At 41.7% G+C, this 15,271-nt stretch carries 16 protein-coding genes; 6 read left to right on the forward strand and 10 right to left on the reverse strand.

Annotated features, from left to right (window positions below):
• Positions 1–111 precede the first annotated feature (111 nt).
• Entirely contained in the window at positions 112–327 is a 216-nt protein-coding gene (gene nqrM / locus ACWU4D_RS02955; RefSeq protein ID WP_456049882.1) for a (Na+)-NQR maturation NqrM, read from the forward strand.
• 32 nt (positions 328–359) lie between these two features.
• Here nqrM and ACWU4D_RS02960 read toward each other — a convergent pair whose 3' ends face one another.
• The 8 genes from ACWU4D_RS02960 to ACWU4D_RS02995 all read right to left on the reverse strand — a co-directional run bounded on the left by ACWU4D_RS02960 (position 360) and on the right by ACWU4D_RS02995 (position 8,124).
• Positions 360–842 carry a DUF2947 domain-containing protein gene (locus ACWU4D_RS02960; RefSeq protein WP_456049883.1) on the reverse strand — a complete coding sequence of 161 codons (483 nt, stop codon included), beginning with the start codon at positions 840–842 and terminating at the stop codon, positions 360–362.
• 9 nt (positions 843–851) lie between these two features.
• The gene (locus ACWU4D_RS02965) at positions 852–1,406 is read right to left on the reverse strand and encodes an HD domain-containing protein (RefSeq protein WP_456049980.1); all 555 of its coding nucleotides are present in this window, start codon (positions 1,404–1,406) and stop codon (positions 852–854) included.
• Between the two features lie 39 nt (positions 1,407–1,445).
• A complete protein-coding gene (locus ACWU4D_RS02970) occupies positions 1,446–2,012 on the reverse strand; it encodes a GNAT family N-acetyltransferase (protein ID WP_456049884.1) in 567 nt (188 codons plus the stop codon).
• A 52-nt stretch (positions 2,013–2,064) separates the two neighbouring features.
• Positions 2,065–3,609 carry a transcriptional regulator TyrR gene (gene tyrR, locus ACWU4D_RS02975; protein ID WP_456049885.1) on the reverse strand — a complete coding sequence of 515 codons (1,545 nt, stop codon included), beginning with the start codon at positions 3,607–3,609 and terminating at the stop codon, positions 2,065–2,067.
• Positions 3,610–3,752: 143 nt separating this feature from the next.
• Entirely contained in the window at positions 3,753–4,802 is a 1,050-nt protein-coding gene (locus tag ACWU4D_RS02980) for a YcjF family protein (RefSeq protein ID WP_456049886.1), read from the reverse strand.
• Positions 4,799–6,181 (reverse strand): YcjX family protein, encoded by a 1,383-nt coding sequence (locus ACWU4D_RS02985; RefSeq protein ID WP_456049887.1) that lies wholly within the window; start codon positions 6,179–6,181, stop codon positions 4,799–4,801. Before ACWU4D_RS02985 ends, ACWU4D_RS02980 begins: the two co-directional genes overlap by 4 nt.
• Before the next feature lie 108 nt (positions 6,182–6,289).
• Positions 6,290–6,478 (reverse strand): hypothetical protein, encoded by a 189-nt coding sequence (locus ACWU4D_RS02990; protein ID WP_456049888.1) that lies wholly within the window; start codon positions 6,476–6,478, stop codon positions 6,290–6,292.
• Positions 6,479–6,606: 128 nt separating this feature from the next.
• Positions 6,607–8,124, reverse strand: coding sequence for a fumarate hydratase (locus ACWU4D_RS02995; protein ID WP_456049889.1), 1,518 nt, complete (start codon positions 8,122–8,124; stop codon positions 6,607–6,609).
• A gap of 193 nt (positions 8,125–8,317) precedes the next feature.
• On the opposite strand from ACWU4D_RS02995, the gene pabB reads away from it, so the two are divergent.
• Positions 8,318–9,721: an aminodeoxychorismate synthase component I gene (gene pabB, locus ACWU4D_RS03000; RefSeq protein WP_456049890.1), complete on the forward strand. Its 1,404-nt coding sequence runs from the start codon at positions 8,318–8,320 to the stop codon at positions 9,719–9,721.
• Positions 9,718–10,302, forward strand: coding sequence for a CoA pyrophosphatase (locus ACWU4D_RS03005; RefSeq protein ID WP_456049891.1), 585 nt, complete (start codon positions 9,718–9,720; stop codon positions 10,300–10,302). The genes pabB and ACWU4D_RS03005 overlap by 4 nt, the downstream gene beginning before the upstream one ends.
• A gap of 1 nt (position 10,303) precedes the next feature.
• On the opposite strand, the gene ACWU4D_RS03010 is transcribed toward ACWU4D_RS03005, so the two are convergent.
• Positions 10,304–10,705, reverse strand: coding sequence for a phosphate-starvation-inducible protein PsiE (locus tag ACWU4D_RS03010; protein WP_456049892.1), 402 nt, complete (start codon positions 10,703–10,705; stop codon positions 10,304–10,306).
• Between the two features lie 188 nt (positions 10,706–10,893).
• Between ACWU4D_RS03010 and ACWU4D_RS03015 the strand changes: the two genes are divergently transcribed.
• Positions 10,894–11,367, forward strand: coding sequence for a redoxin family protein (locus ACWU4D_RS03015; protein WP_456049893.1), 474 nt, complete (start codon positions 10,894–10,896; stop codon positions 11,365–11,367).
• A 42-nt stretch (positions 11,368–11,409) separates the two neighbouring features.
• On the opposite strand, the gene ACWU4D_RS03020 is transcribed toward ACWU4D_RS03015, so the two are convergent.
• Complete coding sequence (locus tag ACWU4D_RS03020) at positions 11,410–11,907, reverse strand: DUF2127 domain-containing protein (RefSeq protein ID WP_456049894.1); 498 nt, start codon at positions 11,905–11,907, stop codon at positions 11,410–11,412.
• Between the two features lie 479 nt (positions 11,908–12,386).
• On the opposite strand from ACWU4D_RS03020, the gene asnS reads away from it, so the two are divergent.
• On the forward strand, positions 12,387–13,787 hold the full coding sequence (asnS, locus tag ACWU4D_RS03025) for an asparagine--tRNA ligase (RefSeq protein ID WP_456049895.1): 1,401 nt from the start codon (positions 12,387–12,389) through the stop codon (positions 13,785–13,787).
• Between the two features lie 245 nt (positions 13,788–14,032).
• Positions 14,033–15,223, forward strand: coding sequence for an amino acid aminotransferase (locus ACWU4D_RS03030; protein WP_456049896.1), 1,191 nt, complete (start codon positions 14,033–14,035; stop codon positions 15,221–15,223).
• Positions 15,224–15,271 lie beyond the last annotated feature (48 nt).

Genomic DNA, 15,271 nt, shown 5'->3' on the forward strand with positions numbered 1-15,271 from the left:
TAGATTTTCTAGCAAAGTAAGTCGAGTTTCCTTAAAATATAACCTCTTTCGACTTTATAAATTGCATATGCTATTATCTATAAATCGAAATTGATTTCTTGTAGGTTAGCGATGACATTACTTTATACGTTTCTATTTTTTCTAATTGTGATGGCTTTAATGGCTATTGGCGTAATGATGAAGCGCAAAGCAATACAGGGCAGCTGTGGTGGGTTGGCAAATGTAGATGTAGATAGGTTGTGTAATTGTGAAACGGTTTGTGAAGAAGAGCATGACGTTGAGAAGCAGCTATATCAAATAGAAGAACCCAGTAAGCCAACCGAGTAAACGATTGACCTACCTATTTCAAGCGTTCTTCATTACGCTTCTTTATTTCGAAAACCAATTTTCACCGAACCATTATCATGAAACCAAAGCGCTTCATTACGACGCCGAGCAATCAATATTGGCCCATCGTCATAAAATAGAAAGTTCTTCCAATGTTGCTTAAATACTTTCCATTTGGTTTCAATGACGTTGTATTTTTCATAACAGAAATAGACCGTCACATCATCCTGCCAGTTTATGTGTTCTAAAACCGCCAAAGGCAATGCTGCATCGTCCCCTTCCCACTCCTGCATCCAGTTGACTTCATTTGACCAGTTGGCCAATTTCATCGGCCAATCCGATTGAGCTAACCTTTCAGCATCAGGGCTTGAATCACTGACATTCTCTTTCCAAAACAAACTCGCGCGTTGTTGAGACATCGGTTTTATTTGTTCTAATGCTTCTGGTGGCAATGGCATTGAAGCATGGGTGAATATCCACTTCCGTGAATATTCTTCAAGTGATATATAAGCCAAACCTATCTCCTAAGATTTTAACCAGCCGTTTTTGACTGCGTCACCGATGATCTTTTGTGCGTATTCCCACAACGTTTGCGAACCAACTTCAATTCGTTGATTCACTGCAATCACTTGATCACGATGAATACCATGTTCTTTCCAACTTTGACCTTGGTTGTGATAATTGAGCAACATTGGCACTAAACGATCAAGTGCTTTGGCAAACTGTGCATCCGCCGTTGCTGCGGCTTCGAACTCTAGCCAAAGTTGGTATAGCTCCTCACCTTGTTCTTGAGGTAACATTCCGAACAAGCGTTTCGCGGCCTTTAGTTCTTCGTCTTCTTGAGTTGCCGACGCAACAACATCGTAAACAAATGTATCACCTGCATCAATTTCTACTACATCATGAATCAGTAACATCTTAACTACGCGCGCTATCTCTACGGGACGATTGGCATGCTCTTCCAATAACACAGCCATCAATGCAACGTGCCAACTGTGTTCAGCGCTGTTCTCTTCACGTCCGCGTGCAGATTTCACTCTAGTACGGCGTAAAACTGATTTAAGCTGATCCAGCTCCATCACCAACTCGAGTTGTTTTTCTAAATTTTTGTTCAAACGTTATTCCTCGTTTGGTTTCCAATTTGGGTTAATTAATGCGGTTAAATTATGGTCTTCCCATTTCCCATTAATTAATAAATATTCTTTTGCAAATCCTTCTTCAACGAACCCGTTACGATGTAACACATTTGAACTGCGTTTGTTTCTCGGCATATAAGCAGCATTGATTCTATGCATATGTTGTTCTTCGAACATATACTCACACGCCAATTTTAAAGCTGCGGTCATGATACCTTTTCCAACTGCAGCAGCAGCCAAAGAGTATCCAACATTGCATGAATAAACAGGAAAACGGACTAATTGACTGAATGAAATGGTCCCGACCATCTTATTGTCAACAAACACAAGCAGGTAAAAACCCAAGCCTATTTTATGTAATTCAGCTAACTTAATTAAGCGTTGCGACCATGACGCAGGGCTATAAAAAACCCTTTCTCGTTCTGGTTCCCAAGGTTTTAAGTGGTCTCGATTGGTAATAAAATAACTACTAATTCTCGATGCATCATCCAAACGCGCATCACGAACGATTACATTACCATCGGTTAAATAGACATGCCCAGCGGTCATCTTACGTTAAACCTCTTTACCATTTATCGATAAATTGTGTTCTAACTCGAGACTAAGACTTATTGATGCCATAATCACGCAGTTTATTGGCGATTGAAGTATGAGAAACCCCCAATCGTTTCGCGAGTTTTCGACTCGACGGAAAAGATTGATACAGCTTATCCAATATTTTTGACTCATAATCACTCATGATTGTGTCGAGTGTACCTTCCAAGTTTAACTGCAATGCAGCAGCGGCCTCACTTTCTACGCTCGGTAATTGAAAATGCTCAATATTCATCGCTTGGTCATCGACTTCAGTTAATGCTCTGAGTACCGAGTTCTCCAACTGACGAATGTTGCCTGGCCAAGGGTAATACGCCAGTTGCTCAAATAGCTCGGTACTAATTTGGGGTTTTAGCATCCCCAGTACTTTACAGTGCTTAGCAACAAATAATTCGACTAAAGGTTGAATATCGCTCGGTCGGTCTTTTAATGTGGGAATCTTAAGAGTCAATACATTAAGGCGGTAATAGAGATCTTCACGAAACTGTCCCGATTCGGCCAATAATGCAAGATCATGCCGAGTAGAGGCAATGACCCTAACATTGAACTGAAGTTCCTGTTCTTCACCGACACGACGAAATGAGCCGTCTTGTAGAAAGCGGAGTAACTTGCTCTGCAAATGCGGAGACATCTCACCGATTTCATCGAGAAATACTGTGCCACCGTCGGCTTGCTCGAAAATTCCTTTATGGCCTTGCTGATGATTAAACGACCCGGGAGCATGGCCAAACAATTCCGTTTCAGCCACATCATCAGGCATCGATGCACAGCTCAGAACCAAGAATGGTGCATTTGCGCGTTCAGAACGGTTATGGCACGCTTTGGCTAACATTTCCTTGCCAGTACCCGTATCGCCCTCTATCAATAAAGGCTGTTCCAATAGCGCGAGTTTTTTAGCTTGATTGATTAATGCCTTGTGGCGGTTGGATACCCCAACAAAGTGCTCAAACCCTAAATCATGATGCAAAGGCAATAGACTGTTAACCTCGCCGTGTGCTTGACTCGCACGGAAGATCATCATAATGCTTGCGAGTGTTTTTTCATGGCTGTCGGATTGAATATAAACCGGCATGATTTCAAGACGATAGTCCAGCCCATCTAATACAATATATTCACGCAAGCGAGCTTGATTTCCTTCAAGCCAATCGGTCAGATTAAAAGAGGTAACAAAATTTGAAATCGGCTGTTCAACAATCTCTTGTTCCGATTTGTTGAACAACGCTATAGCTGCACTATTGGCCATATCAATCGTACCTTTTAGGTCGATAGAGAGTACAGCATCGGGTAAGTTATTTAGGAGTGAAACCAATTCAGTATTGTGACGCTCAATCGGCATAAACTGGATTTTTCGTACGTCTTTTACCCCTTGAATTCGACGTATCTGTGTCATTAGTTCGCTGAATGTATCAAAATCGATGTCAGGACAGTTGAGGTAAATTATGCCGACAACATCAATTTCGATTCCTCGTAAATCAATATTACGGCTGGCTAGGAGATCAAGTAGTTCACGGGTTAATCCGAGACGATCTTCGCATATAACTTCTAGACGCACGTCCACCAATCCTTAGGTGTAAGGTAAAGTTGACAGTAGTGTCTATCAAGCCCTTAACTAGGTCAAGGTATCTCATCGCTTATTTAATAAAAATACCCGCATAATCAATCTAAAGCCGATTAACGAACGGGTTATTCTAATCTTCATTTTTTATTGCTAGTAGTATCAGTAACTAACGACTTAACACGGCCAATAATCTGTTTTCGCACATGACCTAATTTAACGTTGCGATCAGGAAACCAGGGTAATGGCCGAAGTAATGTTAGAGCTTGAACACCAAGCCTCGCATTTAAGATACCCACACCAATACCTTGCCCTGCTCGTGCCGACAACTTACTGGCTAAACTGGTCGATAACATGTCCATGCCACTGTCTATTGCCAATTCGGTCACACCGGCAAATGCCATGTTTTTCAGGACGCTTTTAAACAAACGAATTCGCGCCCAATAGCCCAAAGATACCCCATAAATCTCGGAAAGATCATCGACCATTTTCAAGTTTCGCCATGCAACCAGTAACATGTCGGCAATCGCGAGCGGACTTATTGCCACCAGAGCGGCGCTTTCACTGGAATATTTCGAAATGGTTTCAAGTGCAAGCTCATCTTGTTGCTTCATCACAATACTGTCATAGAGATCGAATACTTCCGCATCGCTATGAGCCCCGTGCAGCTTGTTTTTCCATTCCGCTAGCTTGACCTTATCGACCGCGTCTTTGCCATTGGTTGCGAGTTTTTCACAAAACTCTTGTGCATGGCCGACACTATTTTGCTTAATGAGTGCTTCAGCTTGTTCTTGCAATGTAAAGTGATAACGTAACTTTCTTAAGGCTATCACTTCTTTCAACAATCTCGCTATACCAAATACTGACAAACCAGCAATAAAGCCCGTCCAGCCCAGACTCAACCAACTTTTGGTGTTAATTGCATCCAATACTAAATCAGTCAATTGCCACGCCAATAGCCCAGTAAACCCTACAGCAAGTAGAGAAATGCCCCATTTCCGAGTGCGACTCGGGCGAATAACGGATGCAACATCACTCAAAGCGGCTTCACTAGCAAGAGAGTCTTGTTCGACAAAGGTTGCCGCTAAATCAAACTCTTTCGACGAAGTCGCCTTAAACGGATCGCCAATGGCTTCATTTTGATTATCCGTTGGTTCTTCAAATATTCGTTCTCGTTTTATATCTTTCATCGTAATTTATCTCCCAATAGAAAATCGAGAACACTATCCATTCTTATATGTGGTAATGGTTCATCATTACTTAGGTGTGGAGGCATAAACGAACGAAAATTAAAGCTATTTTCATCTTTCCAAAAGCTTGGTTCTGGTAGCTTAGGAGGAACATCGCCCGGATAAAGAGTAATACTGTTCCCCTGCTCTGTTCTGCCTCTAAGAGCAAAGTGAGACTCACCATCTGCTTCTATCTTTCCTGATTTCGTTGCTCTAATAGACGCAACACTCGCGCAACTTAACTCAATATCTTGGTAGGCAACTTGCTGCCAAGCTGGGTGGACTAATTGAGTTAACAACGATACCAAGTTCTCATGTTGATCAGGCGTAATATGATCAGCTTTCGTCGCTGCAAAAAGCACTTTATCAATTTTTGGCGAGAATAAACGACCGAGTAGTCCCGTGCGTCCATATTTGAAGCTGGTCAAGAGCTGCTCTAAAGCATCACGCATGTCGGAAAAGGCTTCATCACTGTGGTTTAATGGAGTTAAGCAATCCACGAGTACAATCTGACGGTCAAAGGTCGAAAAATGTTGCTCGTAAAACGCTTTGATGACTTTAGATTGATATTCCTGATAACGGTTGCGAAGCTTTTGGTAACTTGAATCACGTTGTTGTTCAGATGCCTTTCTATCAAACAGTACTGGGAAAAACTGCAACACAGGTGCTCCAGCAAGCTCTCCGGGTAATACAAAACGCCCAGGCTGAGCCCAATGAAGACCGCTCGTTTTGCATTGATTCAGATATTCTGTGTAACTCTCAGCAACTCGAGTCAATGTCCCATCGTCAACATTTTGGGTAAAATCGAGTTCGTTATAGTGACTAAGCCAATCACTTGCGAGTGTTTTTCTGACACCTTTGATTGCATCGAATTGCTGCTGAGACCACTGTTCAAAACTTTGATTTAACATTGGCAAGTCTAATAACCACTCTCCAGGATAATCAACAATATCAAGATATAGCGTTTTTGTTCTGCCAAACAGACCTTTGGTGCGACTATTCGTGCGGTATTTTAGTGCCAATCTAATCTCACTCACATCTCTTGTCGGCACTGGCCACTGTGGAGGTGTGGATTGCAGTTGAGTCATCGCATCATCATAGTTAAAACTGGGGATCAACATATTCTGTTGAGAAACCCGTTTTGCTCCAATAAGGCGATGTTCGCGTTGAGCATTTAGAAACGGCAAATTCTGATGGGTTGAGGTGTGTAGCAGTTGATTCACTAGCGATGTAATAAATGCGGTTTTACCAGCACGTGATAAACCAGTAACGGCAATCTTAATATTTCCATCTACCGTTCGGTTTAATATGTCTGAAATTTCGTGAGTCAAATCTATCAAGAGGTACGGCTCCTTCGAGAAACAGTTTACGCGCTGAATGTTGTGCTTTGTTATCAACTTTATATGTGGTTCGTCGTTCTCATTTTAAAGTGGCGATGATAAAAGCAGCTACACGTCATCTTGGATTAATTTCACGATCACCAGTAATGCGAGTTCGAGAAGCAATAAGAACGCTCCGCTTAGTAACACATAGCGCTCTGTTAATATCCCAAACCCTTGAAGAAAGAAATCATATCCCACCATTACGGCGAATAACGTAAAAAAACAAAGTTGTAAAAATTTAATAAATTTGACCATGTTAGTACTCGAAACTTGAATAAGTATGTAGATTGTTTCCGAGGATAACATACTAAAAAACAAAGAGCTGCCGTTTCAATGGCAGCTCTATCAGCAAAAAGTAAACGTGGCTAACTACTAAGACTTGCTTACTTATTGGCTTCCATTATTTTAACTTTCCATGTGTCAGGACCAATTTGGTGAGCATTGGCGCCAGTTGAGTCAACTGCAACCGTAACGGGCATATCTTCGACTTCAAACTCGTAAATCGCTTCCATACCGAGTTCTTCAAAGGCAACAACGCGAGCTTTTTTAATCGCTTTAGCCACTAGATACGCAGCTCCGCCTACGGCCATTAAATAAACCGATTTATGTTTCTTGATCGATTCTACTGCCGCCGGTCCACGTTCCGCTTTACCAATCATGCCCATAATACCGACTTGTTCGCCAAGCATAAGGTCGGTAAATTTGTCCATACGAGTTGATGTCGTCGGTCCAGCAGGTCCAACAACTTCGTCGCCAACAGCATCGACGGGACCAACGTAATAGATAAACTTATCTTTCAAATCCACACCATCTGGCAAACTTTCACCATTGGCTAACATGGTTTGAATTCGTTTATGTGCAGCATCACGACCAGTTAAAATTTTACCAGAAAGTAGAACAGTCTCTCCGGTACGCCAAGTTTGTGTTTCTTCGCGAGTCACGGTATTTAAGTTAGCGCGACGTGTATTTGCGCCCGCTTCCCAAGTGATATCTGGCCAATCTTCAAGTTTTGGTGGTGTTAATTCAGCAGGGCCAGATCCGTCTAGAGTGAAGTGAACGTGACGTGTCGCTGCACAGTTTGGAATTAAACAAACGGGTTTAGACGCTGCGTGAGTTGGCGCTGACTTGATTTTTACATCAACAACCGTTGTTAGACCGCCTAAACCTTGCGCACCGATACCCAATTTATTCACACGCTCAAAGATATCTAAACGTAATTCTTCTTCAGCATTTGATGGGCCACGATCAATTAACTCTTGGATATCAATATGTTCCATTAACGATTCTTTAGCTAACACAGCGGCTTTCTCTGCTGTACCGCCGATACCAATACCCAGCATGCCAGGAGGACACCAACCCGCCCCCATTAATGGAAGGGTTTTCTCTACCCATTCAGCAATATCATCGGATGGATTGAGCATCACCATCTTAGTTTTGTTTTCAGAGCCACCACCTTTCGCGGCAATCTGAATTTCAACACTGTTTCCCGGTACCATATTAATATGAACAACCGCAGGTGTGTTGTCCTTAGTATTGATACGCTTACCCGCAGGATCTTTTAACACCGATGCACGAAGTGGATTATCTGGATTGGTATACGCCTGACGAACCCCTTCATCTACCATCTCTTGAACTGTCATATCGCCTTCCCATTGGACATTCATACCAATGTTAACGAAGCAGGTAACAATCCCCGTATCCTGACAGATAGGACGACGCCCTTCTGCGGACATACGTGAGTTAATTAAGATTTGGGCCATGGCATCTTTTGCCGCTTGACTCTCTTCTTTGTGGTAGGCTTTTTCTAGAGCTTGAACGAAATCGAGAGGATGATAATAGGAGATGTACTGAAGCGCATCAGCCACACTGCTGATTACGTCTTCCTTTTTAATTACCGTCATTGCTTGCCTCATTTAATGTGTGATCTACTGTCCGTAGTTTATTATCGTTATAGATTGAATATAATACTTCGCTTCCATCAAAAATAACCATAATGAACGATACGTCGTAGAACTTTATGTTTGTATTTTATGATACTCTTGGTTTTACAATCATTCTACGCAGTCAGCTTACTCTCTGTCACATTTTAAACAAATGATTAACAATAAAAACTTACATTTATCCATTGTCGAAATGGAATACCAGAAAGACTTAGCAACTTCACTTTTCGATAGTTTACAATCTCTCGACTGGTCGATGTTATTACACTCTGCGGCCGATGATCATGTCGATAATCGATACGATATTATTGTTGCAAATCCATGTGCAACATTAACCACTTTTGGCGAAGATACACTGATTGATATCTCTGGTGATACACAATCTAGTCAAACGGACCCTTTTGAACTTATTGCTCAGTTAACCGCCAAGTTCACCCCTTCTGCATCCATTGATTCGGAATTTCCGTTTACTGGTGGAGCTTTAGGTTACTTCGCTTATGATTTGGGGCGCCGAGTTGAACGTATCCCAACTATTGCTGAAAATGATATAGATATGCCGGATATGGCGATTGGCATATATACTTGGGCCATAGTTATTGATCATCAATCTAAAACTGCGCAGTTAGTTGGAGAGAATTTATCAAACGCAAAGCAGTTTATTGACCGACATATCCAATCCAATCAGGAAGCGATTGAATTAGAATTTGCGTTGACCAGTGATTGGACGTCAAATATGACGCCGCAAAGCTACCAGAAAAAATTTGCTAAAATTCATCATTACCTCTTATCAGGAGACTGTTATCAGGTAAATTTAGCACAGCGTTTTATCGCGAATTACCACGGTAGTGAGTGGAAAGCCTATCAGGAATTAGCGACCTCTAATCAGGCGCCGTTTTCTGCATTTCTCCGCCTTCCTCAAGGGGCGGTTCTCAGTGTTTCTCCCGAACGCTTTATTGGGCTAAATAACCGAGTTATAGAAACGAAGCCAATTAAAGGAACTAGACCAAGAAGTGATATCCCGCATCTAGACGAAGCTCATGTCGAAGACCTAAAGAATGCTAAGAAAGATCAGGCTGAGAACCTTATGATTGTCGACTTGTTGCGCAATGATATTGGCCGGGTCGCTTTGCCTGGTTCTGTCTCTGTTCCTAGCCTATTTGATATTGAAAGCTTCCCCGCTGTCCATCACTTAGTGAGTACTATTCGTGCGGAATTGGCTCCTAGCTATCAAGCCACCGATTTATTGCGGGCGTGCTTTCCAGGGGGCTCTATTACTGGTGCACCGAAAGTTCGAGCCATGGAAATAATCGAAGAACTCGAGCCTCATCGTCGGAATGTCTACTGTGGCAGTATTGGCTATATATGTCGGAATGGACGAGTCGATACGAGTATAACCATACGAACCTTGGTTGCGAATAAAGGAAGATTATACGCTTGGGCTGGAGGCGGCCTCGTTGCCGACAGTCAAGTCGATGCCGAATATCAAGAAACTTTTGACAAGTTATCCCGAATCCTGCCGATACTAAGTTATGGTTATCAAGAAAAGGTAGGAAAATGATCTGGAATCGTCACGCTTTTATTCGTCAATTTAGTCTGTCTCAACCACAACTCTATCGTAATCAGTTGCCCAATCGTGATCAAAACCTACGGAATGCGGCGGTATTGATTGGTCTAGTTGAGCGTGATACTGGTTACCACATAATCTTGACTCAAAGAGCAAAGCATTTGCGCCATCACCCTGGTCAAATTAGCTTTCCCGGAGGCAAAGTCGAAGGGTACGATTTGAGTCTGAGCGATACTGCGCTTCGTGAAACTTATGAAGAGGTTGGGATAGAAAATGAGCTGATCGACGTTGTCGGTCAACTTCCGCCTATCACAACCGTAACCGGGTTCTCAGTGACACCAATTGTTGGAATAATTGATTCGAATTATGAACTCAACATTGACCACAATGAAGTTGCCGAGGTATTTGAAGTTCCCGCTTCGTACCTATTTAGTCCCCACAATATAAAATCGTTAAGCATTTTACGAAAAAATCGCAACCACAGTATCTATGCAATCCCCTATCAAAATTACTTAATTTGGGGAGCGACAGCACAAATCATCGACTCACTTCAACGTCACATTCGTATATCGTGAATTACACATCTTTGCCGATCTTATCGTAAGGTAATCGAGTATGACCGTAACGAATAACCAAAATAGCCAACGCAACAATTAATATCGCGCCCGATAGTCCCAACATTCTCCATGTATCTAAGTTCTTCATATCTAGCGCCATGTATCGAGCTAACGCAACAATCACAATATAAAGGGGCATTCTCACAGGTAAGCGTCCCGATTTAAGATACAAACCCACCATTGCAAGAACTTCTAAATAGATAAACAGTAGAAGCAGATCGGCTAACGTTACCGCCATCTGGTCAATGATAAATAACACCTCAGAAATCATCGCTATTACGGTCAATAAACCTATTAATAACAACCCAAGATCTTCGACAATATTGAGAACTTTACCACCATTTTTTTTAAGAATACTCATCGCTACCACTTTCCTTTGAAAATACTATGGCCATCCTAGCCACTTAATAAGACATTTTAACGATAACCAATTGAAAAGCTTTCGTAAATCTCTAAATAAATAAAAGCCTTACTAATGCTCCGTTTTAACAGAGCGGAATTAAGGCTATTCTTTTACAACAACGTCTTTCCACATAGTAAGGATACCTAATGATTAAAATCGGCGACAATATTCCTGCCACTCCCGTAAGCCAACTGACAACAGAAGGCATGGCTAACCATAATCTCAATGAGTTATTTGCAGAGAAAAAAGTGGTGCTATTTGCGGTTCCTGGTGCTTACACTCCAACTTGCTCTGAGTCTCACTTACCTGGCTACGTAGTTTTAGCCGACCAAATAAAAGACAAAGGCGTGGATCTTATCGCATGTATTTCAGTCAATGATGCGTTTGTAATGAAATCTTGGGGAGAAGCCCAGAACGCGGATGAAATAATGATGCTCGGTGATGGAGATGCCAGTTTTACCAAAGCTCTTGGTCTAGATATGGATACTGCAACTTTTGGCGGTGTGCGTTCTCAGCGTTACGCTATGGTCATTGAAAACGGAGTGGTCACCACGTTAAATGTAGAACCAGCAAAATCATTTGGAGTGAGTAAAGCTGAAGAGATAATTAAGAGTCTGTAATCTTATGCTTCAAACCAATAACGCGCCTTTCAGCGCGTTATTCTATTGTTCTGTAACATATTCATTAGCCGCTAATAGCTTCTTTTTCTTTCTTGTTTTTATTACCCAATATAAGTATCCGACAATGGTTAAATTGATTGCCAAAACAACGTAGCTAAGAATAGATGGTGATGTCACACACTCATAAAGTTCAAATGGAATATAAATACTACCACTGATAAACGAAAACCATTCCGTCCAAAGATATTGGTTCCACAACCCATACGCTTCAACGATCCTTATTAAGCCATATAGGAATACTAAGGCGATAACAACCTGCAAGTTGCCCGGTGTGATCATTTCCGCTTTAAGAGCTAACTTAGTAACGTGCTGGTTTTCTCGACTAATATTTATTGTTTCTGCGATGTCATAAATCAGCTCCGGAATGTTCTGTCCGGCAAGCACATAGATTCCATAACACGCCAAGAATGCCAACGCCGCCCGCGCCACAGCGAATAGTGCGACCGCTTTTACGCCTTTGTATTCTTCTTTATCCTTCATGCAGTATGTGCCTCTTCTTCCATTTAGTTTAACGCTAACCTTGCAACATTAATGTCGAATAGGCTAAAGACTCTGCTGTCAGTATGACAATTAATATACCAATAAGTTTAGTCCCTTAATTCCCATTAAGGCGAACCATATGGTGATATACATAAAAGCAACGGCTTTTATCATCAAAAATCACTATTGATAATACTATAGTTATTCCTGATATTTCTCGACCCTCGATTGAAGTAACCATGAATTTTATATGGATTTGTCTCACAACTCAGATCTGCCGATTATCTATTAACCACAATTGACTCGATATCGAAAAGAAATCACGGCTAAATTTAGATTAAAGGTTGAAGCGATAAAATTGACAGGTAAACTGTTGCCTAATTATTTTCAAAATTGCATTAATGCCCTTTTCGGCCTTGTTTACCACAGTATTTTCACCGAAATTGGGGCAAAACACCTTTATGGAGAAGAAGACTAAAATGACTTACGCGCCTGTAGTTGACGTATTGAGTGGAAAGTTAGCGGTAGACAGTGAAGTAACTGTTCGCGGTTGGGTTCGCTCACGTCGTGATTCCAAAGCTGGAATCTCTTTTATTGCTATTTATGATGGTTCTTGTTTTGATCCCATTCAGGCAGTAGTCCCTAATAGCCTTAATAATTACAACGACGAAGTCCTTAAGTTAACGACAGGATGCTCAGTTGAAATCACGGGTACCATCGTTGAATCTCCAGCTAAAGGCCAAGATTTCGAAATGGCGGCGACCAATGTTAAGGTTGTGGGATGGGTTGAAGATGCTGATACCTACCCAATGGCAAAAACACGCCATTCAATTGAATACCTTCGTGAAGTAGCTCACCTACGTCCACGTACCAACATCATTGGTTCTGTAGCCCGCGTTCGTAACTGTTTATCGCAAGCGATTCATCGTTTTTACCACGAACAAGGTTATGTGTGGCTTTCAGCGCCATTAATTACGGCATCTGACGCTGAAGGTGCAGGAGAAATGTTCCGAGTATCCACATTGGATATGAACAACCTACCTCGTACAGAAGCTGGTGACGTTGATTACAATGAAGACTTTTTTGGTAAAGAAACCTTCTTAACCGTATCAGGTCAGTTAAATGCCGAAACCTACGCTTGTGCATTAAGTAAAGTCTATACATTTGGCCCAACATTCCGTGCTGAAAACTCGAATACAAGTCGTCACCTTGCCGAGTTTTGGATGGTAGAACCTGAAGTTGCGTTTGCCGATTTGAACGATGCAGCTAAACTCGCTGAGGATATGCTTAAGTATGTATTTAAGGCGGTTCTAGAAGAGCGTCGTGACGATCTAGAGTTTTTCGCTCAACGTGTCGATAAAGAAGCCATTACTCGTCTAGAAAAATTTGTTGATTCTGATTTCGCTCAAGTTGATTACACTGACGCGGTTCAAATCCTGATCGACTCAGGCAAAAAGTTTGAATTCGATGTTGAATGGGGAATCGATCTTTCATCTGAGCACGAGCGATTCTTAGCAGAAGAGCACTTTAAAGCTCCCGTTATCGTTAAAAACTACCCTAAAGACATTAAAGCGTTTTACATGCGCTTAAACGATGACGGTAAAACCGTTGCCGCCATGGATGTTCTTGCTCCTGGAATCGGCGAAATCATCGGTGGTTCACAACGTGAAGAGCGTTTGGATGTGCTTGATGCTCGCATGATTGAAATGGGATTAGATCCTGAACACATGAGCTGGTATCGTGATTTACGTCGTTACGGCACTGTTCCACATGCTGGATTTGGCCTTGGTTTTGAACGTTTGGTCTCTTATGTAACTGGTGTAGCTAACGTGCGTGATGTTATTCCTTTCCCAAGAACTCCGCGTTCCGCAAATTTCTAAAAATAGAATACCTACTCAGCCATAAAAGCCGCTTATCAAGCGGCTTTTTTATGACTAAATTCTGTATTAGCGCATTTTTTAGTCTTAAGAATCACAGCTGTATTTGGGTTCAAATCAATCAAATAAACGATATTTATATATTTTCAAAATTACCTTCATCTATTGGTTGTAACACACCATTCATACAGGTATAAATAATGGGATTTGCACACTTTAACCCACCCTCAAAAATATGGACGAGAAACATGTTTGAAAAAATCGCAGCCGCCCCCGCAGACCCAATATTAGGCCTTACAGAAGAATTTAAAGCGGACCAACGTTCGAATAAAATCAACCTTGGAGTTGGTATTTATAAGAATGAAGAAGGGCAAACCCCTGTATTAGCAACGGTAAAGAAAGCAGAAGCTGCGCTTTTAGAAAGCGAAAAAACTAAATCATATTTAACTATCGAAGGGACTGCAGAATATGGCTTAGCTGTTCAAAAGCTTTTATTCGGCGAAAACTCAAATATTGTTTCAAATAAGCTTGCGAAAACCGCACAAGCTCCAGGCGGAACTGGCGCCTTACGTGTGGCTGGCGAATTTATTAAACGTCAGCTCAATGACGCAACAATTTGGGTGAGTAATCCTACATGGGCAAACCATAAAGGCGTGTTTGCAGCAGCCGGCTTACCTATCTCAGAATATTCATACTACAACTCAGAGACCAAAGAGAAAAACTTCGCCGCAATGGTGGCTGATTTAGAGAAGGCATCTGAAGGTGATGTCGTTCTTTTGCACGGCTGTTGCCATAACCCTACCGGTATTGACCCAACGGAACAAGAGTGGGAAACATTAGCGAAGTTATGTGCTAAAAAAGGATTATTACCATTATTTGATTTTGCCTATCAAGGATTTGCTTCGGGTGTTGACGAAGATGCACAAGGGTTGAGAATTTTCGCTAAGCACAATCAAGAAATTTTAGTCGCGAGTTCATTCTCAAAGAATTTTGGACTCTATAACGAACGCGTTGGTGCATTCACATTGGTTTCTGGCGATGCTGAACTTTCAACGACCGCTTTCTCACAGGTAAAAGCGATTATCCGTTCAATTTATTCTAACCCACCAGCTCACGGATCTGCTGTCGTTACCTATATTTTGAATGACGATGCTTTACGCGCTGAATGGGAAACTGAAGTTAAACAGATGCGCGACCGTATTCAAGAGATGCGTGAACTGTTTGTTGCTTCACTCAAAGCTGAGGGTGTTCAGGAAGACTTTAGCTTTATATCTCGTCAAAATGGAATGTTCTCATTCTCGGGTTTAACTAAAGAGCAAGTTAATCGTCTTAAAGTAGAATTTGGTGTCTACATCGTTGGTTCAGGCCGCATCAGTGTCGCTGGTATGACTAAGTCCAATATGGGCCCGCTATGCAAAGCAATTGCTCAAGTATTATAAATTTATTAATTACTTCGTGAGAATTTAACAATTCAATGCTGATGATAG

The organism is Vibrio phycocola, from assembly GCF_053850235.1.

Coding starts and splice junctions, on each gene's coding strand:
- nqrM (WP_456049882.1), top strand. CDS start 112: ATGACATTACTTTATACGTTTCTATTTTTTCTAATTGTGATGGCTTTA.
- ACWU4D_RS02965 (WP_456049980.1), bottom strand. CDS start 1,406: ATGGAGCTGGATCAGCTTAAATCAGTTTTACGCCGTACTAGAGTGAAA.
- ACWU4D_RS02970 (WP_456049884.1), bottom strand. CDS start 2,012: ATGACCGCTGGGCATGTCTATTTAACCGATGGTAATGTAATCGTTCGT.
- ACWU4D_RS02980 (WP_456049886.1), bottom strand. CDS start 4,802: ATGAAAGATATAAAACGAGAACGAATATTTGAAGAACCAACGGATAAT.
- ACWU4D_RS02990 (WP_456049888.1), bottom strand. CDS start 6,478: ATGGTCAAATTTATTAAATTTTTACAACTTTGTTTTTTTACGTTATTC.
- ACWU4D_RS02995 (WP_456049889.1), bottom strand. CDS start 8,124: ATGACGGTAATTAAAAAGGAAGACGTAATCAGCAGTGTGGCTGATGCG.
- pabB (WP_456049890.1), top strand. CDS start 8,318: ATGATTAACAATAAAAACTTACATTTATCCATTGTCGAAATGGAATAC.
- ACWU4D_RS03005 (WP_456049891.1), top strand. CDS start 9,718: ATGATCTGGAATCGTCACGCTTTTATTCGTCAATTTAGTCTGTCTCAA.
- ACWU4D_RS03010 (WP_456049892.1), bottom strand. CDS start 10,705: ATGAGTATTCTTAAAAAAAATGGTGGTAAAGTTCTCAATATTGTCGAA.
- ACWU4D_RS03015 (WP_456049893.1), top strand. CDS start 10,894: ATGATTAAAATCGGCGACAATATTCCTGCCACTCCCGTAAGCCAACTG.
- ACWU4D_RS03020 (WP_456049894.1), bottom strand. CDS start 11,907: ATGAAGGATAAAGAAGAATACAAAGGCGTAAAAGCGGTCGCACTATTC.
- asnS (WP_456049895.1), top strand. CDS start 12,387: ATGACTTACGCGCCTGTAGTTGACGTATTGAGTGGAAAGTTAGCGGTA.
- ACWU4D_RS03030 (WP_456049896.1), top strand. CDS start 14,033: ATGTTTGAAAAAATCGCAGCCGCCCCCGCAGACCCAATATTAGGCCTT.